The organism is Flavobacterium sp. TAB 87 (genome assembly GCF_001529295.1).
In the GTDB taxonomy this organism is placed as follows: Bacteria; Bacteroidota; Bacteroidia; order Flavobacteriales; family Flavobacteriaceae; genus Flavobacterium.
The window spans coordinates 187,960-211,614 of the sequence record NZ_LLWK01000037.1 but is presented as its reverse complement, the minus strand read 5'-3'; the positions used below and the strand labels follow the sequence as shown (position 1 = coordinate 211,614).

At 34.2% G+C, this 23,655-nt stretch carries 27 protein-coding genes; 21 read left to right on the top strand and 6 right to left on the bottom strand.

The window, feature by feature from the left end:
* Positions 1-189 precede the first annotated feature (189 nt).
* On the bottom strand, positions 190-2,052 hold the full coding sequence (locus AP058_RS10195) for an ABC-F family ATP-binding cassette domain-containing protein (protein WP_066310076.1): 1,863 nt from the start codon (positions 2,050-2,052) through the stop codon (positions 190-192).
* A 151-nt stretch (positions 2,053-2,203) separates the two neighbouring features.
* On the opposite strand from AP058_RS10195, the gene AP058_RS10190 reads away from it, so the two are divergent.
* A complete protein-coding gene (locus tag AP058_RS10190) occupies positions 2,204-2,566 on the top strand; it encodes a hypothetical protein (protein WP_066310072.1) in 363 nt (120 codons plus the stop codon).
* A gap of 115 nt (positions 2,567-2,681) precedes the next feature.
* On the opposite strand, the gene AP058_RS10185 is transcribed toward AP058_RS10190, so the two are convergent.
* The gene (locus AP058_RS10185) at positions 2,682-3,566 is read right to left on the bottom strand and encodes a hypothetical protein (protein ID WP_066310066.1); all 885 of its coding nucleotides are present in this window, start codon (positions 3,564-3,566) and stop codon (positions 2,682-2,684) included.
* Between the two features lie 127 nt (positions 3,567-3,693).
* Between AP058_RS10185 and AP058_RS10180 the strand changes: the two genes are divergently transcribed.
* Positions 3,694-4,884, top strand: coding sequence for a DUF5009 domain-containing protein (locus tag AP058_RS10180; protein WP_066310063.1), 1,191 nt, complete (start codon positions 3,694-3,696; stop codon positions 4,882-4,884).
* Between the two features lie 230 nt (positions 4,885-5,114).
* Here the strand turns inward: AP058_RS10180 and AP058_RS10175 are convergent, their stop codons facing one another.
* Together AP058_RS10175 and AP058_RS10170 are read right to left on the bottom strand one after the other, a co-directional pair.
* Entirely contained in the window at positions 5,115-5,504 is a 390-nt protein-coding gene (locus AP058_RS10175; RefSeq protein WP_157492687.1) for a hypothetical protein, read from the bottom strand.
* Positions 5,505-5,508: 4 nt separating this feature from the next.
* Positions 5,509-6,096, bottom strand: coding sequence for a hypothetical protein (locus AP058_RS10170; protein ID WP_066310058.1), 588 nt, complete (start codon positions 6,094-6,096; stop codon positions 5,509-5,511).
* 180 nt (positions 6,097-6,276) lie between these two features.
* Here AP058_RS10170 and AP058_RS10165 point away from each other — a divergent pair, with 180 nt between their 5' ends.
* From AP058_RS10165 to AP058_RS10075, 19 genes are all read left to right on the top strand, one after another.
* A complete protein-coding gene (locus AP058_RS10165) occupies positions 6,277-7,464 on the top strand; it encodes a hypothetical protein (protein ID WP_231739634.1) in 1,188 nt (395 codons plus the stop codon).
* Positions 7,465-7,487: 23 nt separating this feature from the next.
* Positions 7,488-8,663 carry a glycosyltransferase family 2 protein gene (locus AP058_RS10160; protein ID WP_066310056.1) on the top strand — a complete coding sequence of 392 codons (1,176 nt, stop codon included), beginning with the start codon at positions 7,488-7,490 and terminating at the stop codon, positions 8,661-8,663.
* A gap of 70 nt (positions 8,664-8,733) precedes the next feature.
* Complete coding sequence (locus AP058_RS10155; protein ID WP_066310054.1) at positions 8,734-10,038, top strand: dihydrolipoamide acetyltransferase family protein; 1,305 nt, start codon at positions 8,734-8,736, stop codon at positions 10,036-10,038.
* Between the two features lie 432 nt (positions 10,039-10,470).
* Entirely contained in the window at positions 10,471-11,241 is a 771-nt protein-coding gene (locus tag AP058_RS10150) for a 3'-5' exonuclease (protein WP_066310053.1), read from the top strand.
* A 92-nt stretch (positions 11,242-11,333) separates the two neighbouring features.
* The gene (locus AP058_RS10145; protein WP_066311106.1) at positions 11,334-11,945 is read left to right on the top strand and encodes a fumarylacetoacetate hydrolase family protein; all 612 of its coding nucleotides are present in this window, start codon (positions 11,334-11,336) and stop codon (positions 11,943-11,945) included.
* Positions 11,945-12,292 (top strand): Hpt domain-containing protein, encoded by a 348-nt coding sequence (locus AP058_RS10140; protein ID WP_066310052.1) that lies wholly within the window; start codon positions 11,945-11,947, stop codon positions 12,290-12,292. The genes AP058_RS10145 and AP058_RS10140 overlap by 1 nt, the downstream gene beginning before the upstream one ends.
* 151 nt (positions 12,293-12,443) lie before the next feature.
* Positions 12,444-13,697: a CinA family nicotinamide mononucleotide deamidase-related protein gene (locus AP058_RS10135; RefSeq protein WP_066311104.1), complete on the top strand. Its 1,254-nt coding sequence runs from the start codon at positions 12,444-12,446 to the stop codon at positions 13,695-13,697.
* Positions 13,698-13,768: 71 nt separating this feature from the next.
* On the top strand, positions 13,769-14,005 hold the full coding sequence (rpmB, locus tag AP058_RS10130; protein WP_007805815.1) for a 50S ribosomal protein L28: 237 nt from the start codon (positions 13,769-13,771) through the stop codon (positions 14,003-14,005).
* Positions 14,006-14,032: 27 nt separating this feature from the next.
* A complete protein-coding gene (gene rpmG / locus AP058_RS10125) occupies positions 14,033-14,215 on the top strand; it encodes a 50S ribosomal protein L33 (RefSeq protein WP_016988713.1) in 183 nt (60 codons plus the stop codon).
* Between the two features lie 6 nt (positions 14,216-14,221).
* On the top strand, positions 14,222-14,374 hold the full coding sequence (locus AP058_RS10120) for a DUF4295 domain-containing protein (RefSeq protein WP_066310049.1): 153 nt from the start codon (positions 14,222-14,224) through the stop codon (positions 14,372-14,374).
* 126 nt (positions 14,375-14,500) lie between these two features.
* Positions 14,501-15,457: a signal recognition particle-docking protein FtsY gene (gene ftsY / locus AP058_RS10115; protein WP_066310048.1), complete on the top strand. Its 957-nt coding sequence runs from the start codon at positions 14,501-14,503 to the stop codon at positions 15,455-15,457.
* A 256-nt stretch (positions 15,458-15,713) separates the two neighbouring features.
* Entirely contained in the window at positions 15,714-16,814 is a 1,101-nt protein-coding gene (locus AP058_RS10110) for a sensor histidine kinase (protein WP_066310046.1), read from the top strand.
* Entirely contained in the window at positions 16,811-18,139 is a 1,329-nt protein-coding gene (locus AP058_RS10105; RefSeq protein WP_066310045.1) for a sigma-54 dependent transcriptional regulator, read from the top strand. Before AP058_RS10110 ends, AP058_RS10105 begins: the two co-directional genes overlap by 4 nt.
* A 205-nt stretch (positions 18,140-18,344) precedes the next feature.
* Positions 18,345-18,551 carry a hypothetical protein gene (locus AP058_RS10100; protein ID WP_066310043.1) on the top strand — a complete coding sequence of 69 codons (207 nt, stop codon included), beginning with the start codon at positions 18,345-18,347 and terminating at the stop codon, positions 18,549-18,551.
* A 5-nt stretch (positions 18,552-18,556) separates the two neighbouring features.
* Complete coding sequence (locus AP058_RS10095) at positions 18,557-19,837, top strand: Glu/Leu/Phe/Val dehydrogenase (protein ID WP_066310041.1); 1,281 nt, start codon at positions 18,557-18,559, stop codon at positions 19,835-19,837.
* 102 nt (positions 19,838-19,939) lie between these two features.
* Entirely contained in the window at positions 19,940-20,341 is a 402-nt protein-coding gene (locus AP058_RS10090) for a GreA/GreB family elongation factor (RefSeq protein ID WP_066311103.1), read from the top strand.
* A 12-nt stretch (positions 20,342-20,353) separates the two neighbouring features.
* Positions 20,354-20,698, top strand: coding sequence for a hypothetical protein (locus tag AP058_RS10085; RefSeq protein ID WP_066310039.1), 345 nt, complete (start codon positions 20,354-20,356; stop codon positions 20,696-20,698).
* Positions 20,699-20,883: 185 nt separating this feature from the next.
* Positions 20,884-21,330, top strand: coding sequence for a hypothetical protein (locus AP058_RS10080; protein ID WP_066311101.1), 447 nt, complete (start codon positions 20,884-20,886; stop codon positions 21,328-21,330).
* Positions 21,311-21,607, top strand: a complete 297-nt coding sequence (locus AP058_RS10075) for a DUF721 domain-containing protein (protein WP_066310037.1) — start codon at positions 21,311-21,313, stop codon at positions 21,605-21,607. The genes AP058_RS10080 and AP058_RS10075 overlap by 20 nt, the downstream gene beginning before the upstream one ends.
* A gap of 128 nt (positions 21,608-21,735) precedes the next feature.
* Here the strand turns inward: AP058_RS10075 and AP058_RS10070 are convergent, their stop codons facing one another.
* Positions 21,736-22,155, bottom strand: coding sequence for a nucleoside-diphosphate kinase (locus tag AP058_RS10070; RefSeq protein ID WP_066310035.1), 420 nt, complete (start codon positions 22,153-22,155; stop codon positions 21,736-21,738).
* Positions 22,156-22,320: 165 nt separating this feature from the next.
* Entirely contained in the window at positions 22,321-23,592 is a 1,272-nt protein-coding gene (locus AP058_RS10065; protein WP_066310033.1) for an acyltransferase family protein, read from the bottom strand.
* Positions 23,593-23,655: the final 63 nt, after the last annotated feature.

The window sequence follows — 23,655 nt, the reverse complement described above, 5'->3', positions numbered from 1 at the left end:
ATATAGAAGGTATTCGATTAAAGTAAGAAGGCGTGTAACAATTTATTAACATTTTTCTTACTACTCAAAATTAAATTTATATAAAAAAGCAACCCAAATAATTTTAGTTCGCACACTAAAATTATTTGGGTTGCTAATTGAAAAATAATATAACTAGATCATTAAAAGGAATGAAACGAACTAAAAATTTTAGCCTTCCATTTTGGCAGAAAGTTCAAACCAACGTTCTTCCTTTTTTTCTATTTTATTGATGATATTCTGCAGCTCATTTCCTTTTTTCTCAATAGAGTCATCGGCAACTTTTCCTTCAGAAAATAATTGTTCGATAGTCTCTTTTTGCGCTTCTAAATCTTTTATTTCTCTTTCTGTTTTTTGAAACTCTTTTTGCTCGTTAAAAGTTAAATTTCCAGTTGGGTTATTTTGCTTCCAATCTTTTTTATCCGCTTTGTTTTCTTCTTTCTGCGCCACATCTGCACTGTCTTCGTAAGCTCTGAAATCAGAATAGTTACCTGGGAAATTTTCGATGATTCCTTGTCCTCTAAAAACAAATAAGTGGTCTACAATTTTATCCATAAAGTAACGGTCGTGAGATACCACAAGCAAACAGCCTGGATAGTCCAATAAAAAACTTTCCAACACATTTAGCGTTACAATATCCAAATCGTTTGTTGGCTCATCTAGAATCAAGAAGTTTGGATTCTGAATCAAAACCGTACACAAGTACAGACGCTTCAGCTCGCCACCACTTAATTTTTCGACAAAATCATATTGTTTTTTAGCATCAAAAAGGAAACGCTCTAACAATTGCGAAGCTGAAATGATGCGTCCTTTAGACAGCGGAATAAATTCTCCGTATTCTTTAATAATATCAATAACGCGTTGTCCTGGTTTAGGATTGATTCCGCTTTGTGTATAATAACCAATTTTGATGGTTTCACCAACCACAACTTTACCTGCGTCTAATGGAATAGTTCCAGTCAACAAGTTCAAGAAAGTTGATTTTCCAGTCCCATTTTTACCGATAATTCCGATGCGTTCTCCGCGTTGAAAATCAAAACTAAAGTTATCTAAAATAGTTAAATCCTTGAATTTTTTAGAAACCTTGTGAAGCTCGATAATCTTGCTTCCCATGCGCTCCATATTAATTTCTAGTTCAACTTTATTTTCGCGACGGCGGCTTTGTGCTTTTTCTTTGATATCGTAAAAGTCATCTTGACGCGATTTAGATTTGGTGGTTCTCGCTTTTGGCTGACGGCGCATCCATTCTAATTCTTTAACAAATAAATTCTGCGCTTTGTCCACACTTGCGTTTTCAGACGCAATTCGCTCCTCTTTTTTCTCTAAATAATAAGAGTAGTTCCCTTTGTATTGGTATATTTTACCATTGTCCAATTCGATGATTTCATTACACACACGCTCCAAGAAGAAACGGTCGTGCGTAACCATGAACAACGTAATATTTTCTTTAGAAAAGTAACTCTCTAACCATTCGATCATTTCTAAATCCAAGTGGTTGGTTGGCTCATCCAAAATCAATAAATCAGGACGGTTGATCAAGATAATTGCCAGCGAAAGTCGCTTTTTTTGCCCACCCGAAAGATTTTTTACTTTTAGTTTAAAATCTTCCAATTTCAATTTAAACAAAATCTGCTTGTACTGCGTCTCAAAATCCCAAGCATTGTGTTGGTCCATTCCGTCAAAAGCTTTTTGATAAGCATCTGCGTCGTCTGGATTTTCTAATGCTTTTTCATACGCTTGAATCACTTTTAATGTCTCATTATCTGAGGCAAAAATACTCTCTTCAATGGTTAATTCTTCTTGTAATTTATTGTCTTGCGACAAAAATGCCATTCGAATACTTTTACGCAAAACCACTTGCCCAGTATCGGGTTCGTCAAAACCATTAATAATATTCATAATGGTGGTTTTTCCAGAACCATTTTTGGCAATAAAGGCAATTTTTTGATCCTTGTTAATTCCAAAAGAGATGTTGTCAAACAAGGTGCGTTCGCCAAATGATTTCGATATGTTTTCTACTGAAAGGTAATTCATGTGATCTAATATGACGCCAATGGCGTATTTGTAAATTATAAAAGTTGTAATTATAAAAGTGATACTTCTAGAATTAAAACGCTGCAAAGATAGTTTACCAACGGACTTAAAAAAATATCCTTTTACTTATCTTTGATATAAATGAAATAAAATGGCTATTCAAGATTTTTTCGATATTGTTAATAGATCATATTTTGAAAAAAATGGGCTAAAAACCTATGAACTAGTGCGTTTGTTGTATCTAGACACCGGTTTAATTGCAGCTTTCGAGAAAAATTTAAAACTGACGTTTGTTGCAGAGAAAGTGATGGGAAATGTTTGTTTTGCATCTAATTCGGATATTCGTGCAGAGTTTCGAACAAATTTTCGTGCAATTCATGTCGTAGATTATTTTTGCGCGATCTTAAATCAATCTGAAGTTCCAGTAGAATTAATAAGTTTTCAGTTCCCAACAGATACTGCTGTATTTTGGAAATATGTTGCGTTAGGTTCGCAACTTCGAAAAGATATATAGATAATTTGGGCAAATCACCCTCTTCAAAATTGAAATTTCAATCATTGATTTCTTTGCTTGAAAGCTGTTCTTTTGTTTTTTGATTCATTAAAAAAAAGGCTGCTAACTTTAGTTTTTATAAGTTGCTCAAATCAACTTTATGCAGTTTTTGCGGCACATTGATAATTGGTTTTCTAACCAGATTTTCGTTGGTTATATAAAAATGTAAACCATCGAAAGTAGCAATTCCTTCGATTTGATGAAAAGGAATTTTCAACTTAATTCGCTGCTTTGTAGCTTTATCAAGATCATTGATGTTGTAATCTGATAAAACGTATAAAAAAGGTTTTCCTTGCTTCGTATAACCACACAGCACAATTCTATTATGATTTGGAGTTAAACTGGCTCCCGTAATTAATCCTTTAACGTTTAGAGTAGCTTTAATTTTTGCAATGTGATATCCAGCTGAATTAGGCAAAACATAAACAGTTGCTCGTTGATTTTTCCATTGCTTGGTAAATAAATAAATAGAATCGTCTTTGACTATAAATGCTTCACAATCAAAATTGGTAAAATTGTTTCTTTCAGCTGTAAAGTCTTTTTGATTTTCATACGAAAATTTGATCAACGCTATTTTTGGATCAGTATAAAAACTACTTTTTTCAATCTTTAAAATTTGCAAGTTGTTTCTAGTTCCGCTACTGTTATTCCCGAAATCACCAACATATAAATAGGTATCATCTTGCGAAACTGCTTCCCAATCTTGGTTAGGCACATTAGGCAAAACGATTTTTTTTTTAATATTGCCTAAAGTGTCCAATCCGTAAAGAGTAGTGTCACGATCATCATTGTGCGTCCATAGCAATCCATCAAAAGCAATTAAACCCGATGTTTCTTGAATAGAATCGGAGAGTACGGAGGTAAAGATTGGTTTTATTTTTTTCGTAGATCGCTGAATCTTAGCTTGCCCATAGCTGCTTAATGAAAGTAGAAGTACAAAAACAAAAAATGATTTTGACATGGGAGTGGATAATTTTATACATCAAATATAAAAGATTCTTAGACAAAGTGCCACTTTCGACCCTTCTTTAAGCGCAACTCTCTATATTTGTAAATCTAACTTTACCAAAAAAACCTATTTTGAAATTATGAAAATTAAAGAAAATCTCTACAATCAGCGTATTATTTCTATAGATGCGTTTCGCGGAATCACTATTTTTATTATGATTTTCGTGAATGAGTTGGCTAGTATTAAAAATGTGCCCCAATGGATGAAGCACATGCCAGCCGATGCGGATGCGATGACTTTTGTAGATGTTGTTTTTCCTGCCTTTTTATTTATTGTAGGAATGTCGATTCCGTTTGCGTTTAATGCAAGATTACTTAAAAAGGATTCGCCGACCGTCATTTGGAAACACACCTTAAAGCGTTCTCTAGCACTTATAGTTATGGGACTTTATATGGTCAACTCCGAATATGGTTATGATGCTTCAAAAATGTTAATTACGCCCGCTTTCTGGGGATTATTAGCGTATTCAATGCCCATTCCTCTTTGGAATAAATATCCCAAAACTTTTCCACTCTGGGCAAAATATTGTTTGCAATATGGAGCAATAGCTATATTAATTGCTTTGTACTTTTTATATGTTCAGGATACAGGAGTAGTGGGAATGACGCCAAAGTGGTGGGGAATTCTAGGACTTATTGGTTGGGCGTATTTGTTTAGCGTGGTTTTGTACTGGATAGTAAATGGAGATTTGAAAGTGCTAATTGCTTTACTCATGTTGTGTATTGTTGCAACCGTAATCAGTTCCACCGCAGGATTAGCGATAAATGAAAATGCCATTTTTAGATTTGTGTCAGGAAATTTAGGTTTAGCGAGTTTAGTGCTATCTGGAACTATTATCTCCCTATTGTTTTTTGAAGAAAAAATTACGACCAAAGTAAATTGGCCAGTTATTGGCTTTATCGTCTTCTTTTTAGTGCTCGGTTTTATGCTGAGACCATATTACGGAATTTCTAAAATTAAAGGAACGCCGTCGTGGATTTTGTACTGTGCGGCCATTTGCACCACACTTTTCTATGTGTTGTATTGGATAATGGAAATTAAGAAGGAAACAAAATGGAGTGCCTTTTTCATGCCCGCAGCAGCAAATCCTTTGTTGATTTATATTTTACCTGGAATTATTTATTATTTTAATCTCACATTCGGAATTCATATTTTGCCTGACTACATGACGGAAGGAACTCCCGGAATAATATGGGCATTAGTATTCTCTGCCATTATGTTGCTGGTTATGAAAGTCTTTAACCGCTACAAAATACAATTGCATTTATAAAAAAAAATGCGATAGGGCTGAAATTTACACCTAGCGCTTACAGATTTAATTGAGCAATTGGTGTTAAGTGAGTAAATACTATCTTTTAAAAATTCTATTTTGCCATAGATTACAGTGATTTCGATTAGAGAAAATCAACGTAATCTGTGGCATTTTTTATTTTTAGAGCACTATGATTTTATAAAATTCAATTTGTGATAGTAGATTTTGGACTTTGAATTTATCTTCGTTTAGTTCACTTTGATAAAAGTAATTGCGCCACTTCTATTTTTATTGTCAGAATATGTTCCTTCTAAACGTTTACCATCTGAAGAAATAACCAAAGTATGAATACCTTCTGTTGCCCAGCCTTCAATTGGTGTGGTGACTTTTACAGTGTACGTAATGGTGTTTCCATCTCGAATACCGATTCCGTTTTCGATAAATTTTTGATCGTTCCACTCCAAATAATGAGCAAAGACAACTTGATTGTTGTCCTGTTCAGAAAAAATAGCTACCGCATTACTAACAGCAGCATTATCATCTTTCCAAACACCATCAATCGAAATTTTGTGCTGAGCAAAGCCTATTTGAATACTTAAAAGAGCAAAGAGGAGGAATAAAGAGTTTTTAATTTTCATGTTTTTAGTTGAAGTTTTCAATGGTTATTGATCTTATTTGAAGTGTTGCTCCAGCAATCGGGTGATAATTAACAAAGTTGAGTTTACAAATATTATGAATGTCCAAACGCTTGCCATTTGGTAGCTCATCTTGTTTAAAATCAGACCACTTAATTTGTATAGTCGAAAAAAATTTTGGTGAAGCAGGCAAATTCACTCTTGGATGAGAACCACCATGAACGCAACCTGTTCCTTCAGTATTTCCTTCGCGAGCCTGTAATTTTATTTCTTGTGAAGATTGATAAGTAATGCTCAAGTAATTTGAACTATCTGGCAAATTAGTGGGTTTTCCGTCATTAGAAGACGAAGGAGTAACCATCACATTCAACTCAATTTCTCCCACAGGATTACTATTGGCAGTAACGTTAATAACTTTCTTTTTTACGCGTATCAGATTTATGTTTTCTTGATTTTCTAGTGTTGGTCCAGCGACAAACCAGCTATTTTGAATAACTAAGTCAATTGGTTTAGTTGTGCTAGCAGTTTGTTTGGCACCGCATCCGTAAAACAACAGCATAATAAGGGCTAGACAATGGTACGGTTTAGATTTCATAATAAATTGTAAACGCTAATAAATGAAAATCAAATATAATGCTTCTCTGGGAAATAATCTTTCAGTAAAATAAATGATACGAATTGTGATTTGAATTATATAACATTTTAATTTTTTAGTACTAATTAACATCAAATAATACTTCTATTTTTGTAACTGTTACAAAATACAGACAAGAAAATGAAACAATCTATTTCAAAAATTTCGATAGTACTTTTTTTTGCAACTGCCTTTGCACAAGCTCAAAAGATTGATTCTTTGGTGGTAAATAGCCGTGATATAACGGATATTTTACGAGAGCTTTTTCACAAACAAGACACCACTAAATTAAATAACAAAAAAGTTGCCTATTCATTTTTGCCAGTTCCAGTAGATGCAACTGCCAATACAGGTTTAGTAGTTTCTTTAATGACTTCGTTTTATCTGGGCGAAGACCATGAGAAAACAAAAATGTCGCAAGTCACTTTTGCGCCTTATTTTAGTTTTTCTAATCAATACGTTTTTCCTATTCGATCGTATATTTATACCAAAGAAAATAAGTACAGCTTCATTGGAGATTATCGTTTTTTGATATATCCACAACCCACTTACGGTTTAGGAACTCACACTTCCGACAAAGAAATGTCAACGCTAAATTACAAACAATGGCGTTTTTACCAATTTGCTACCAAAAAGATCTATAAAAGTTTTCGTTTGGGAGGCGGTATTTTAATCGATAATTATCAAAATATTTCTGAAGAGTCTGAAATTGAATCACCAACTGATTATGATATTTATATGAATGGAAATTACGATGATGTAAATTCTTTAGGTTTAGCCGCACAGATTTTATCAGATACGCGCCAAAGTTCGATTAATCCGACTCAGGGCCATTATTTAGAAATAGATTATCGCGTAAATACCAACGGAGGAGTGGATAAAAAAGGCTGGCAATCTGTTTATCTCGACGCACGAAAATACCATTCGTTTAGTGAAAGAAGTCACAAAGTACTGGCATATCGTGCTTTCTATTGGGCGACATTTGCAGGAAATCCACATTATTTAGATTTGCCAAGCATCGGATGGGACCGAGATGGACGAACGGGTCGAGGCTTTACTCGAAACCGTTTTAGAAGTAATTCGTTATTGTATTTTGAGGGAGAATACCGTACAGATATTTCGAGAAATGGCTTTTTAGGAGCTGTATTTTTTGCCAATGTATCATCGGTCTCAAAATTGAACACCTACTATTTTTCACAGTGGAATCCGGGAGTTGGAACAGGATTGAGAATCAAATGGAACAAACGAAGCAATACAAATGTGGGATTAGATTTCGGAATAAGTAAAAATGATTACTCATTTCGTTTGGGTCTGTCCGAAAATTTCTAACTTTCGACTTTTAGAATTTATACATGCAATTATCAGTTGTTATTCTCAATTATAATGTTCGATATTTTCTGGAACAATGTATTTGTAGTGTTCAAAAAGCACTCGAAAATATTGATGGAGAGATAATTGTAGTTGATAACAATTCTTCAGACGGAAGTTGTGTGATGATGCAACAACGATTTCCTCATATAAAACTCATTCAAAATACCGAAAATTACGGTTTTCCAAAAGGGAATAATATAGGTGTTTCTGCAGCACAAGGAAAATATATTTGTATTTTAAATCCAGACACGGTCGTTTCCGAAGATACTTTTTTAAAAGTGTTGGCTTTCGCCGAAGAAAAACAAAATCTAGGTATTGTTGGATGCAAACTAATAGATGGAACAGGTGCTTTTTTACCTGAAAGTAAACGGGGCATTCCAACCCCTTGGGTGGCATTTACTAAAATGTCAGCTTTGTACAAATTGTTCCCGAATTCAAAGGCATTCAATCAATATTACGCGCAACATTTATCTAAAGAACAGTCAGGTGAAGTAGCTATTTTAGTCGGTGCTTTTATGGTTTTACAACGAGAAATTTATAGTGAACTAGAAGGTTTTGATGAGAACTGTTTCATGTATGCTGACGATATTGATTTGTCATACCGATCGTTACTTTTAGGGAAGTCAAATTATTATTTTGCAGACACATCAGTACTTCATTATAAAGGGGAAAGCACCACAAAAGACGCGAATTATATGTTGCGTTTTCAAGAGGCAATGACTTACTTTTACAAAAAGCATTTTAAAGTTCCGTTTTTATTTACAATTTTAGTGCAAGTGGGAATTTTGTTTTTTGCACTTTTTAAGAGATTGAATATAAACATGCAACCGTCGAAATTTCCTGATAAGTATGTTTTGTACTCCAATAACCAAAATTTATCGGGACAGTTAGAACTTGTTTTTCAAAATAAAGTTCTGATTTGTGAGTTAAAAAAGGAAAAAGCGGTAAATTTGCAGCTAAAATTTAGAGGGAAAAGAGTAGAGTTTCTATTAGATAATCACTACTTAAGTTTTAAAAAATGTATCAATATCATAGAATCGATGCACAATAAACAATATACCTTCAAAATTTTACCAAAAAGCAGCAAATTTTTAATAGGAAGCAATTCGAATTCTGGTCGAGGGGAAGTGGTAAAATTTCAAAATAATTATATTTAGTATAATTTATATATAAAATTTTGAGTAATTTCGCAATATTAAATCCAAAATCATCTCTTAAGTTAATAATATGGCAAAGTATGAATTAAAACTTCCATCAATGGGAGAAAGTGTGGCCGAAGCGACAATAACCAATTGGTTAAAAGCAGTCGGTGACAGAATCGAAATAGATGAGGTCGTTCTAGAAATTGCTACCGATAAAGTAGATAGTGAAGTTCCGAGTGATGTTTCGGGAGTTTTATTGGAGCAGTTGTTTGGTAAAGATGATTTAATTCAAGTAGGACAGACTATTGCTATTATTGAAACGGATGGAGAAGATGGCGTTGTTGCAAAAGTGGAAACAAAGATCAAAAATGAACCAGCCGAAGTAGCAGAATTAGAAGAAAACGTCGCTAAAGTACAAGATCGTATTGCTGCACCATTGGATGTGTCTGGGTCAGATAAATTCTTTTCACCTTTAGTAAAAAATATTGCCAAAGAAGAAGGAATTACTGTAACTGAATTAGAGAATATTCAAGGAACAGGAAAAGATAGTCGAGTAACTAAAGACGATATTTTAAAATATGTTGAAAGTAAAAAGTCCATAAAAACTACTATTCCTGCAGCGAAACCAGTTACGCCAGTGCAGTCCCCTGTTGCAAAAGCAGTTCCAACATCGGTAAACGGTGGTGATGAGGTAGTAGAGATGGATCGCATGCGCAAGTTAATTTCTGGTTACATGACAGCTTCTTTGCAAACTTCTGCACATGTGCAGTCGTTCATTGAAGTAGATGTGACGAACATTGTAAAATGGAGAGAAAAAGTTAAAGGGCCTTTTGAGAAACGTGAAAATGAGAAATTGACCTACACGCCAATTTTTATGGAAGCTGTGGCGAAAGCACTGAAAGATTACCCCGGTATGAATATTTCGGTAGATGGGGATTATATTATCAAAAAGAAAAATATAAATATCGGAATGGCAGCGGCCCTTCCCAACGGTAATTTAATTGTTCCTGTTATTAAAAACGCAGATCAACTCAATTTGGTTGGAATGGCAAAAGCAGTAAATGATCTTGGTAATCGTGCCAAAGCAGGAAAATTAAAGCCAGATGACACGCAAGGTGGTACCTATACTGTAACAAATATTGGTTCTTTCGGTAGTGTATTTGGTACTCCAATTATCAATCAACCACAAGTGGGAATTCTAGCTTTAGGTGCGATTCGTAAAGTTCCTGCAGTGATTGAAACTCCAGACGGAGATTTTATCGGAATTCGTCAAAAAATGTTCTTAACACACAGTTACGATCATCGTGTCGTAGATGGAGCATTAGGTGGGAGTTTTGTAAAACGTGTAGCCGAATATTTGGAAGCATTTGATCCGAATAGCGATTTTTAATAGATGTAGAAGTACTATAGAAAATCCGAATTGTTTTAAAAAACAATTCGGATTTTTCATTTTGTGTAAAAAGTAAAATAAAGCAATTGCATAGCTTTTAAAGCAATTAGAGTAGTAATTTCAGTTTTTGACATTTTTTGCATTTCCGATTTGATGGTTAGGAATTCTCTTTCGTCGGGATGACAATATAATTTGTTTATAGTACTGCTTTTCGGAATTAGAATTTTGATTACAATAACTCATACATAAAATTAACTAGCTTTTTTAAACACTAAAGCTTACAAAACTTTCTTTGAACTATCGACTGGCACAGTTAAATAGTTGAATTAAAAATTTATTTTCTTCTACAAGTTAAATTAAGTGGTTTATAACATTTCAATTGTGTTTTTTCGGCTTTAAAAATTACATTTGTATTCTTAATAAAATTTGTAAATGGAACTCAAACTCAGCAAACCAATTTGCTTTTTCGATCTAGAAACGACAGGAATTGATATCGGAAAAGATAGAATAGTGGAAATTTCAATATTTAAAGTTTTTCCAAACGGAAATAAAGAAAGTAAAACGTGGTTGGTTAATCCGACTATTCCAATTCCCGCACAAACAACGGCAGTTCATGGAATAACAAATGAAAAAATTGCCAATGAACCCACTTTTATAGAATTGGCTCCGCAAGTCTACAATATGATCAAAGACAGTGATTTGGCTGGTTTTAATTCTGATCGATTTGACATTCCGTTATTGGCAGAAGAATTATTGCGTGCAGGAGTTGATTTTGACATGAAAAATAAAGTTTCGGTAGACGTACAAACTGTTTTTCATAAAATGGAAGAGAGAACCTTAAGTGCGGCCTATAAGTTTTACTGCGGTCAAAGTTTAGAAAATGCACATTCTGCGGAAGCAGATACTATGGCAACCTACGAAATTTTAAAAGCGCAGTTGGATCGTTATCCCGAGTTGGAAAATGATATGAAATCGCTTTCTGAATTTACTACGCGAAAGAAAATAGCCGATTTTGCTGGAATGATTGCTTTTGATAAAGACGATCAAGAAATCTTTACTTTCGGTAAGCACAAAGGTAAAAAAGTAGATGCTATTTTAGAGTCAGAGCCAGGATATTTCAGTTGGATTCAAAATGCTGATTTTCCGCTGTATACCAAGAAAGTGTTAACGGCCATTAAGCTCAGAAAATTAAATACGAAATAAGTTTTTAAGACGCTAAGCTGCTAAGTCTTTAAGTTTTTTTACTTTTTGTCTTAGTAGCTTAAGTGCTTGGTAACTTAGCAACTTTAAAAGAAATGAAAATTATTTGTATTGGTCGCAACTACGCAAATCACATCGCGGAGCTCAAAAATGAACGTCCGACAGAACCTGTGATTTTTATGAAGCCTGATTCTGCCGTTTTGTTAAAGCAGCATCCTTTTGTGATTCCCGAATTTTCTGACGATATTCATCACGAAATCGAGTTAATTGTTAAAATTAATAAGGTAGGAAAGTACATTGAGCCAAAATTTGCGCATAAGTATTATGATGAAATTAGTGTGGGTATTGACTTTACAGCCAGGGATTTACAATCTAAATTAAAAGAAAAAGGATTGCCGTGGGAGAAAGCAAAAGCCTTTGATGGCTCGGCAGTGCTCGGTGATTTTTTACCTAAGTCACAATTTAGTTCACTAGAAAATATTACATTTGAATTGACTAATAATTCTAAAACGGTTCAAAAAGGCAATACCGATTTGATGTTGTGGAAGGTAGACGAATTGATTTCGTACGTTTCTCAATATTTTACGCTTAAAATTGGCGATATCATTTTTACAGGGACGCCAGAAGGTGTTGCTGCGGTAAAACCCAATGATGTTTTAGAAGGATTTTTAGATGGACATAAATTATTTCGAATTCAAGTAAAATAATGGCTTTAAAATACAACCTTTCCAAAGTGTACGCACTTTCAGATAACGATCCAGAATTTGTAAAACAGATTTTAAGCTTATTTGTTACCGAAGTTCCAGAGGACTTAAAACAAGTTAAAGAAGGAATTAAAAAGAAAGATTACAAACATGCTTACGCGTACGCCCACAAAATCAAACCTACTTTGGATTTAATGGGTTTAAATGTAGCATTTGAAGAAATTTTGCAAGTGGAAGCTTGGACAAAATCGGAAGGAAAAAAGAAAGATATTATAGAGACTTTTAAGAGTGTAAAAACACAAGTAAAAGACGCTATAAAAGAAATTAAAAAAGATTTTGATTTAGATTAAAGTAGTTTTTAGATTACTAATTTAAATTTTGTAAAAGCATTCTTTGTAAATTATTTTTAATTTATAGAGAATGCTTTATTATTTAGTAGAAACAAGTGTCGTAAAGAATAAACTAATTGTAATTTTGTATAAAAACAAAAGTATTAAATATATGAAGGCAGCGATTATTACAATTGGAGATGAAATTTTAATTGGACAAATTGTAGATACCAATTCAGGTTTTATAGCCAAATCTCTAGATAAAATTGGAGTGGAAGTTCACGAAATGCTTTCGATCAGTGACGATAAAAAACAAATTCTAGATACTTTTGGACAGTTGCAAAATAGAGTAGATTTGGTGATTGTAACGGGCGGTTTAGGGCCAACCAAAGACGATGTTACTAAAAAAACCTTTTGCGATTATTTTGATGATGAGTTGGTTGTCGATGAACTAGTTTTAGCGCATGTGACCGAATTAATTGAGGGTTATTTTAAACGACCAATTACGCAAATTAATAAAGATCAAGCTTTGGTCCCTTCAAAATGCACGGTTCTTTTTAATCAAGTGGGTACTGCGCCTGGAATGTGGATGAAAAAGGAAAATACTGTGTTTATTTCGTTGCCTGGAGTGCCCTACGAGATGAAACATTTAGTAGAACATCAAATCATTCCAAAAGTAATAAAAGAATATAAACGCCCTTATATTTTACATCAAACGGTTTTGACTTATGGACAAGGCGAAAGTCTGGTTGCAGAGCGAATTGAGGAATGGGAGGATAGTTTACCAGAATTTATCAAATTGGCCTATTTGCCAAGTCCAGGACGCGTTCGTTTGCGATTGTCTGCGCGTGGCACTGATAAAGAAATGTTAGAAAATGAATTGGCCACACAAATTAAAAGTTTGGATGCTATCATTCATGATATTATTGTTGGGTTTGATGAAGACGAAACATTAGAAGTGGTGGTCTTAAAGATGTTGAAAGAACAAAATAAAACGATAACAATTGCCGAAAGTTGTACAGGAGGTAAAATTGCTGCAACAATTACTGCGGTTCCAGGCGCTTCGTTGTGTTTTAAAGGTGGCTTAGTTTGTTATGCAACGCAAACAAAAATTGATGTTCTAGATGTTTCTGAAAAATTGATTGCAGAACATTCTGTTGTAAGTGCTGCTGTTGCTTCAGAAATGGCAATAAAGGTAAAAGCGCTTTTTAATGCTGATTATGCCATTGCAACGACAGGAAATGCAGGACCGTCAAAAGGAGATGCTGCTGCAGAAATCGGAACTATTTTTATCGCAATTGCGACACCAAACGCAGTAATTGTAGAAGAATTTAATTTTGGTCAACCGCGTGAAAAAGTGACTGATAGAGCGGTAGTCAAGAGTTTAGAAATGTTACAGAAAGAAATTTTAAAAAATGTGTGCTAATTTTTTTGCTACATCGTTTATTTTTCTTTTCTTTGCACCCTGATTTTGAATAACGATAAAAGATAAGTATAATGTCAAGAGTTTGTGACCTTACAGGTAAAAGAGCGATGGTAGGAAATAACGTTTCTCACGCTATGAACAAAACTAAGAGAAAATTTTCTGTAAACTTAGTTAAGAAGCGTTTTTATCTTCCAGAAGAAGATAGATGGATTACTCTTAGAGTAGCAGCATCTACGATAAAAACAATTAATAAAAATGGAATCTCTGCTGTTTTGAAAAAAGCACAGTCAGAAGGATTTATTAAATAATCTTTTTCCAAATAAATATATAGCAAGATGGCAAAGAAAGGTAATAGAATCCAGGTAATTTTAGAATGTACTGAGCACAAGACTTCGGGTGTTGCAGGAACTTCAAGATATATAACAACTAAGAACAAAAAAAACACTCCAGACAGATTAGAGATTAAGAAATTTAATCCAGTCTTGAAACGTGTAACTGTTCATAAAGAAATAAAATAATACGTCATGGCAAAGAAAACAGTAGCATCGTTACAAACAGCATCTAAGAGATTATCTAAAGCCATCAAAATGGTGAAATCTCCTAAAACTGGGGCATATACATTCGTAGAATCTATTATGGCTCCTGAAGCAGTTGATGAATTCTTGAAAAAGAAATAATTACAATTACATTATATAGATAAGCTACTTTCATTCGGAAGTAGCTTTTTTATTTTTATATTTACTGTCGGAAACTAAATAGCAGTACTTTTTGTTATTTCCTTCATTATTAATACGAACCATACTATGAGTTTTTTTAAAAAATTATTTTCATCTGAAAAAAAGGAGACTTTGGATAAGGGTCTTGAAAAATCAAAGGCTACGTTTCTTAATAAACTTACCAAAGCAGTTGCAGGAAAGTCTAAAGTAGACGATGAGGTTCTGGATAATTTAGAAGAAATACTAGTAGCTTCGGATGTAGGGGTCAATACTACCCTTAAAGTAATTGAGCGTATTGAAAAACGCGTGGCAGAAGATAAATATGTTGGTACAGAAGAGCTGAATCAAATTTTAAGAGAAGAAATTGCAGGTTTGTTGTCGGAAACCAATTCTGGTAATGCAACTGAATTTGTCATTCCCAACGTGCAAAACAAGCCTTATGTTTTAATGGTGGTAGGTGTAAATGGAGTGGGTAAAACAACTACGATTGGTAAATTAGCTTATCAGTTTAAAAAAGCGGGCCATAGCGTTGTTTTAGGTGCGGCCGATACTTTCCGTGCGGCAGCTATAGATCAACTACAAATTTGGGCAGATCGCGTGGGAGTTCCAATTGTAAGACAAGATATGGGGAGTGATCCTGCTTCTGTCGCGTTTGATACCTTGCAATCGGCAGTAGCGCAAAATGCGGACATAGTTATTATAGATACAGCCGGTCGTCTGCATAACAAAATTAATTTAATGAATGAATTGACCAAAGTAAAACGAGTAATGCAAAAAGTGGTTATCGACGCACCTCATGATGTTTTATTAGTTTTGGATGGTTCAACTGGCCAAAACGCCTTTGAGCAAGCGAAGCAGTTTACTGCTGCTACAGAGGTGACTTCATTAGCGGTAACTAAATTAGATGGAACTGCAAAAGGTGGAGTGGTAATTGGTATTTCGGATCAATTCAAAATTCCTGTAAAATACATTGGTGTTGGTGAGGGAATAGAAGATTTACAGGTTTTTAATAAACACGAGTTTGTAGATAGTTTTTTTAAATAATAGTTTCCCATTATGCCTTTTTCTTCTTTCAAGAACATACCTCCGTTAGTTTTTTATTTCGCAAGTATTATTTGTTTTGTCACTGCCAATGTTAGTAAAGATAAAAGTCTTTCTTTTTATTATATTTTACTTGGTGTTGGACTCGTTTTGTTTTTGATCGGACTTTTGCGAAAACTGAAACGATAAAAAATCGATTATTATTTATTGATTTTTACCTGTGTAAATCGTTTTTTTAAATATCTAAAATTGCAAAACAATGGCCACATTATCTGTAGAAGAAAAGCTAAGAGAACGTACCAAGGAATTGACCTGTTTGTACGAGGTTTCTGAAATTATACTTTTACACAAGAACAATATTCATGAGACATTAGAATCAATTTGTGCAGTTTTAAAAAAAACGTGGCGATTTGAAGAAGATGTAATAGTTGAATTGCAAACAAACGACGAGCATATTTTTGTTGGTTCCTTATCAGCAGAAACTATTTTTCAAGAAGCAAATATTACTGTCAATTCCTTTGAAATTGGTTCAGTTAAAATGCATTACCCCGCTTTACAATATTCGTTAGATTCTTTTTTAGAAGAGGAGCAAATCTTGCTTTTTAAAATTGCGCAAGATATTGGTTCTTTTTATGAAAAACACCTCAATAAGGTAAAGGAAGAATTACTAAAAAGCAGTGCGCAACGAATTGACAGACTTTCAATTCTGGGTGAGATTACTGCTGGTATCGCCCATGAACTTAATACTCCCTTGGGAAATATATTAGGCTTTGCCGAATTTATTCAGGATTCTACCAAAGAATCGCAATCTAAATTAGACAGCGCAAAGATTATTAAATCGGCTGTTTATTCGCGTGAAGTAGTTAAGAAATTGATGTTTTTCTCTTGTGAAATGCCGCAAAATCGATTATTTGTAAAAATAAAACCCGTAGTTACTCAAGCGCTCTCGCTATTAGGTCTTAATTTTAAAAAACATAAAGTAGATTGTAAATTAATTTTTGACAATCAAAACCTCGAAGCGCAAGTGGATGAGATTCAGTTTACGCAGGTGTTGTTTAATATCTTAATCAATTCAATTTACGTAGCACCTGAAAATTCAGTTATTGAAGTAAAAGTTTACGATGATGAGTGTAATTTTTTTATTGAAATAAGTGATGAAGGTTCGGGAATTGCCGAAGCTATTAAATCAAAAATATTTGAGCCCTTTTTTACTACAAAGCCAATTGGTGAAGGTTCAGGATTGGGTTTGAGTGTGGTGCATGGAATCATAAAAAGTCACCAAGGAGATATTAGTACCTTTGACAATCAACCCAGAGGAACGGTTTTTTTAATTCGATTGCCGCTAAAAGTTTCTGTATGAAATTAAAGAAAGAAAATATATTAATTGTAGATGATAATTTTGATATGCTCGAACTGTTGCAACGCAGTTTAAAGGCGCAAAATTTTCATACGTACCGCGCATCTTCTGTGTCGGAAGCTATTGATATACTTAAAAATAGTACAATAGATTTATTAATTACCGATTTGCAAATGCCGGGAATTAATGGCATGGAATTGATTAAATATGTAGAAGAGCATTTTCCAGATATTCAGAAATTGGTTATTACGGGTTTTCCTTCAGTAGATTCTGCACTTGATGCTGTAAAAGCCGGTGCTGTAGATTACTTAGTTAAGCCGTTTACGAACGACGAATTAAAAAAAGCAGTTCAGAACTTAATTTCTAATTTACATAAAAACAAAAAATTAGAAACTGCGCAAAATGATTCTAGTAGTGCTGCAAATTATGCGGGGATCGTAGGACAGTCGGCGCAAATTACCTACTTAGTAGATTTAATTGAGCGGGTAAAAAATAACCGAGCTACCGTTTTAATAGAAGGAGAAAGTGGTACTGGAAAAGAATTAGTGGCTCGTGCAATTCATTACAAAGGCGCATATGCAGCTAACCCGTTTATTGCTGTAAATTGTGGTGCAATTCCAGAAAATTTGTTAGAGTCAGAATTGTTTGGTTATGCCAAAGGCGCGTTTACAGGTGCTTTAGAAACAAGAAGTGGTTTTTTTCAAGCAGCAGATGGTGGAACTATTTTTTTAGATGAAATTGGTACGGCATCGCATAGTGTTCAAACTCGATTGCTTCGTGTCTTACAAGAGAAAGAAGTAACTATGATTGGGTCGCAAAAGCCACAAAAATTAGCGCTACGTGTGATAGCGGCAACAAATAATGACTTGCAAAAAATGGTGCAAAATGGCTCTTTTAGAGAGGATTTGTTTTACCGTCTGAATGTAGTTAATATTGAAACACCACCGTTGCGAGAACGTAAAGAAGACATTGTGCCATTAGTACTGACTTTTATAAAAAAATATAGTGTTGAGTACGACAAACATACTGTCACAATTACAGATCAGGTTTTTGAGATTTTAAAACGCCATTCTTGGCCGGGTAACGTTAGAGAATTAGAAAATGTGGTGCAACGCATGCTAATTATGTGTGAAGAAACAATCGATATCGTCACTATTCCTGAATATTTGCGCTATCCTAAACCGCTGCAGCATGATGAATTATTGCCCTTAAAGACTATTGAGAAAGACTATATTTTGAAAGTTTTGCAGCAAGTGGATAATAACAAAACTAAAGCAGCTGAAATTCTCCAGATTGACCGTAAGACCCTGCGTCAAAAGTTGCTGTAATGGGCTTCTAATTCAATTTGGGGTGTTTTTACCCTTGCGAGGAGTTTTTACTCAGTTCATTCTCTTTTTGTCTGTTTTTCGTAAAAGTTAACAAGTTGTTTTATATGTTATTAGTAATTTCAATCGATTGAAATTTGTGATTGGCATACAGTTTGCTTTAAAGGTAGAGGTCTACATTCGTATGGTAGTTTTAAAACTAAGCTAAATGGAAGCAATAAAAGAGAAAAAAAGTAAAGGCTCTTCTTTGTACAAAGAAGAAGCATTGCTATTGAGTGCAATCAAGTGGAATTTTGAGGCGTATGCTGCAAAGAAAGAAGTAGTTACAGATGCAGGACTTTGCATGAACTGTAACCGAAGATCAAATTGTGTTTGGCAAGACCAAGAGACCCTATTCTGTGAACATTACCAATAAAAAATATGAGCATTACTAAAGAAGTTAAGAAAAAAAGCATGTTTGATACTGTTATTGGACAGTTCAATAAAACTGCTGATTTGATCGAATTAAACCCCAATATTCGAAAAATTCTATCTGTTGCGAATAATGAAATAATTATTCATTTTCCAGTAAAGAAAGACAACGGAGAAGTTGAGATTTTTACGGGATACCGGGTTCAACACAATAATGCATTAGGACCATACAAAGGCGGGTTGCGTTACCACCCAACTGTCGATGTAGAAGATGCTAAAGCATTAGCAATGTGGATGACTTGGAAAACTTCGTTGGCAGGTTTGCCTTACGGAGGAGCAAAAGGAGGTATTCAAATTGATCCAAGACAGTATTCGATTGGTGAATTGGAGCGTATTACAAGAAGATTTACGTATGCGTTAGGAGAGAATATCGGACCAGAACATGATATACCTGCACCAGACGTTAATACGAATGCGCAAACAATGGCTTGGATTGCAGATACATATATGTCTACTAAATCAAGTTCAGAGCGTTCAAAAAACCAACACGTTGTTACCGGTAAGCCAGTAGGATCAGGAGGTTTAGAAGGAAGAAACAGATCTACAGGATATGGTGTATATTTAACAATTAAATTATTCTTTGAAGGAAAAGGAGAAAGTTTAAAAGATAAGACGTTTATTGTACAAGGATACGGAAACGTAGGATATTGGGTTTCCCATTTCTTAACAAGCGATGGAGCGAAGTTAATTGCCGTTCAAGATGCGCATGCAACGATCTTCAATGAAACAGGAATTGATTCAGAAGCACTTTTTGAGCACTCTAAAAACCGTATTGATTCGGTTGAAGGATTTGAAGGTGCAGTAGAGATGAATCCAAAAGATTTTTTCGGAATCGAATGTGATATTATCATTCCGGCTGCCTTAGGTAATCAAATTACAGCAGCTAACGCAGGAAATGTTAAAGCTCGCTTAATTGCTGAAGGTGCAAACGGACCTATAGATGTAGAAGGAGAGAAAATCATTTTAGAAAAAGGAATTACGATTATTCCCGATATTTTATGTAATTCAGGTGGTGTAATAGGAAGCTATTTTGAATGGTTGCAAAACCGAAATGGTGAATTATGGTTTCTAGAAGAGGTAATGGATAAACTGGAGAAGAAATTGACCCAAGTATATAAAAGCGTTGCTAGCATGGTTGCCGAGAAACAAATAGATTGGAGAACGGCCGCATATATAATAGCAATTACAAGAATCGAAACAGCTTACAAACAAAGAGGTATATTTCCATAAAGAACCAAATTGTTTCTAATTCTTGAAAACCTTTATAATAATTACAAAATTATTATAAAGGTTTTTACTTATGAATAAAAATGAACTATAAAAAAAATGGACATGAAGTATAAAAAATTATTTGTCGAAAAAAAGGATCACGATTTATTAATGCGTAATCTTTCTATGTTAAAAAACAATCACGATGGCTCGTTAAAAAAATCATTAGATAAATTAAATGAAGAGCTTAAAACTGCCAGCATCGTAGATATGGATAAAATGCCAGTAGATGTAATTCGTTTGAATTCAACAGTGCATTTTACAACGTCGTTTAAAACTGATAAAACATTTCAATTGGTTGCTCCAGAGAAAAGTAATTTGGCACAAAATAAAATTTCTATTTTGACTCCAATGGGCTTAGCATTATTTGGATATGCGGAAGGTGATGTTATTGATTGGGAATTTCCAATTGGAACAGGAACAATTACTATTTTGAAGGTTGAGCAGCTGGTAGTTGTAAACTAAGAGTAGGATAGAATGGAAACAGAGAATAAAAAACTTTGGAAAGATACCGTTGTATTCATGCAAGAGGACATTAAACACCAGCGAAACATGTTTGATAAAAGAGATTTGGATACTGTAAAAAAAAATGAATCGTATCAAGTCATTGCAGAAAGATGCAATGACTTTTTGGTCAGTAGCGATTTAGTTTTGGAAGAATTGATTCGCTATCCTATTTTTATGGAGAAAGGTCTGGAATGTGACGATGTGCAATGCGATACGTACTTTACTAATTACGAAAGTACTTTTGAAGAAGAGATAAAAACTCATTTTGAGCGGTACAACGAGCTGAAAAAGGCTTTTACGGATCAACTCTTATAAGAATGGATTTTTAAGAATTTTTTTGTTTTTAATTTGGAATTTATAACGTTAACTTTGTATTTGAACGTTAGAATTTCTAATGTAATCTGAATGCCTAGCCCTGATGGGAGCGGCATCCTTTTGTGCCGTTGTTCGGCATAAAAGATACAGTGCACAGCAGGAAAATGCTCCTTAAAAATAGAATTATGATTAAAAGAGTGCTTATTTTACTAGTGTTTTTGGTTGTTTTGATGAGTTGTAGTCAATCAATTCAGAAAGCGGATATCCAGAAACTTAATGGGTATTGGGAAATTGAAAAAGTGGTTTTTGACGGTGGCGAAGATAAAGAATATACCATAAACGAGACCTTTGATTATTTTAGGATTGATACTGCTGGAGTTGGAATTCGAAAGAAAGTGATGCCACAATTGGATGGAACTTTTTTGACGAATGATACTTTTGAAAATGTGAAAGTTCGGTTTAAAGACGGAAAGGTATATTTGGATTACAGTACTTTTTATGCCAAATGGAGTGAGGAGTTGGTACAAGTCAATGACACGAAGTTGGTCTTGAAGAATAAAGAGGACAAAGAATACCATTACAAGAAAACCGATAAAATTGACTTAGTACACGATGGCAAAAAGAATAAATAATCAGAGTACGATTGGCGATGTGTTGAATCGAATTATTCAAGTGAACAAATTGCAGCCCGGAATGGACCAAATAGACGTAAAGGAAGCTTGGAGGCAGTTAATGGGCAATGGTGTGAATAGCTATACTAGAAATGTGGTTTTGAAAGGGCAAACCTTATACGTGGAGTTGACGTCTGCAGTCTTACGTGAAGAATTGAGTTACGGTAAATCTAAAATTGTTACGATGATTAACGAAGATTTAGGTAGAGAAGTGATTAAAGATGTCGTATTAAGATAGGATTTTCTAATTCTTATTTTAACGATTTAATATTTATAAAAAATGCCGTTTCCAATTGGAAACGGCATTTTTTTATTTTGTATAATTTTAGTTTGTATCGCAATACATTTAAAACTTATTTCTGTACACTAGAATTGCTCTCTTCCTGCAAAATGGAAAGCACCTTCAATTGCAGCATTTTCATCGCTATCTGAACCGTGAACGGCATTTTCTCCGATAGAAGTTGCATACGCTTTACGGATAGTTCCTTCAGCAGCATCAGCTGGATTTGTAGCACCAATTAAAGTTCTGAAATCTTCAACAGCATTTTCTTTTTCTAAAATAGCAGCAACAATTGGCCCGCGAGACATGAATTCAACCAATTCTCCGTAAAAAGGTCTTTCTGCGTGTACTGCATAAAAAGCTTTTGCATCTGCTACAGTTAATTGTGTTAATTTTAAAGAAATGATTTTGAAACCTCCGTTTGTAATCATTGCTAAAATATTTCCGATGTGTCCGTTTTGAACTGCATCAGGCTTAATCATTGTGAACGTTCTATTAGTTGCCATTGTATTTGATTTTTAAATTTTGTGCAAAAATAGTCTTTTTTTGGTAATTTATTTTAATAAAATCATAAAATACGGTTAACGGAATGACTTTATGATAATTTATTTCACCATTGTGTTTTTCTTATTTTTTAATTTAAGGATTATAATAATTATAAAAACAATGTTCTATACTTTGAACAGAAGTTTGTTTTTATAAAACAACCATAGAATAAAAGTCCATATGGCTACATAAATTAGTGCACCTGCCAAAGATGCTGCCATAGGATTGCTGAAAAAGGGTGCAATTCCGAATGTGTAGAAATAGCTTAAGAGATTAATTTGTTCTAATGGATTTTTTGGATCCTGAAACTCAATCATTACCAAAGCTTGCGGAATAATCTGTGAGAAGAAAAACACTATCATTGGATTAACGCCCCAAATTAAAAATAATTTAGATCCTTTTTTAATATCGGCGACATCAATTATATAGTAGAGAACTGCCAAAGTGGTTGCTGCTAATCCGCCTGTGTAAAGCACAAAACTACTAGTCCAAAGCGATTTATTTATTGGGAAAACGATGTTCCAAATTAGTCCAACTATAATTAATGCTACGCCACTTAGCATTAATTTTTTAGTAATTTCTATTTTAGGCACCGATAAGTGTAAAATTTGTCCAATCACTAAACCAACAATTCCAGTGGCGACGGATGGAACTGTGCTTAAAATTCCTTCGGGATCCCAAGTTTTGGTTCCTCGGTACATGTGATTTTTAAGTAGAATGCTGTCCAGCCATGAAGCTAAATTAGTTCCTATTTCTAAATTTGGAGCGCCAATTCCAGGTACAGGAATTAAGGTCATTATTGCCCAGTACCCCAATAGAATTACGGATCCTACTCCGATTTGGGTTCTGATTGACGTTTTTAAATACAGTAATGAAATGATGAAATAAACAATAGCAATACGTTGTAATACGCCAGGAATACGAACATCTTGATAGTCTTGGAAACCTCCGTAAGCTAGGACGAAATATAGTGTTAAGATTCCGAATGCTAAGATGTTCTTTATTTTTGAACTAAAATTACCCATTAAAGCATAGCCGATTCCGATGGTAATTGCCATTCTAACTGCAAGTAATGCAGCACCCTCTAACCCGAAAAGTTGAATTTTGCTAAAAAAATTAAAAAACAATCCAAGTCCGAACATACGAACAGAGCGGACCAAAATTTTGTTGAAAGTTGCACTATCATAGGTTTTTGTTGGCATTGCAAAAGAAATGGCTACTCCCATTATGAAAATAAAAAAAGGAAAAACTAAATCTGTGGGTGTGCAACCGTGCCAACTAGCGTGAAGCAGCGGCGCATAAACGTTTCCCCAATCTCCTGGATTGTTGACTACTGTCATTAGTAAAATAGTGAGTCCACGAAAGACATCTAGCGAAATTAAGCGTTCTCTTACCATGTTTTTTGGGTAAAAAGGTTAGTTCATTCATTTTAAAAGTCGCTATTTGGTTTGAGAAACATT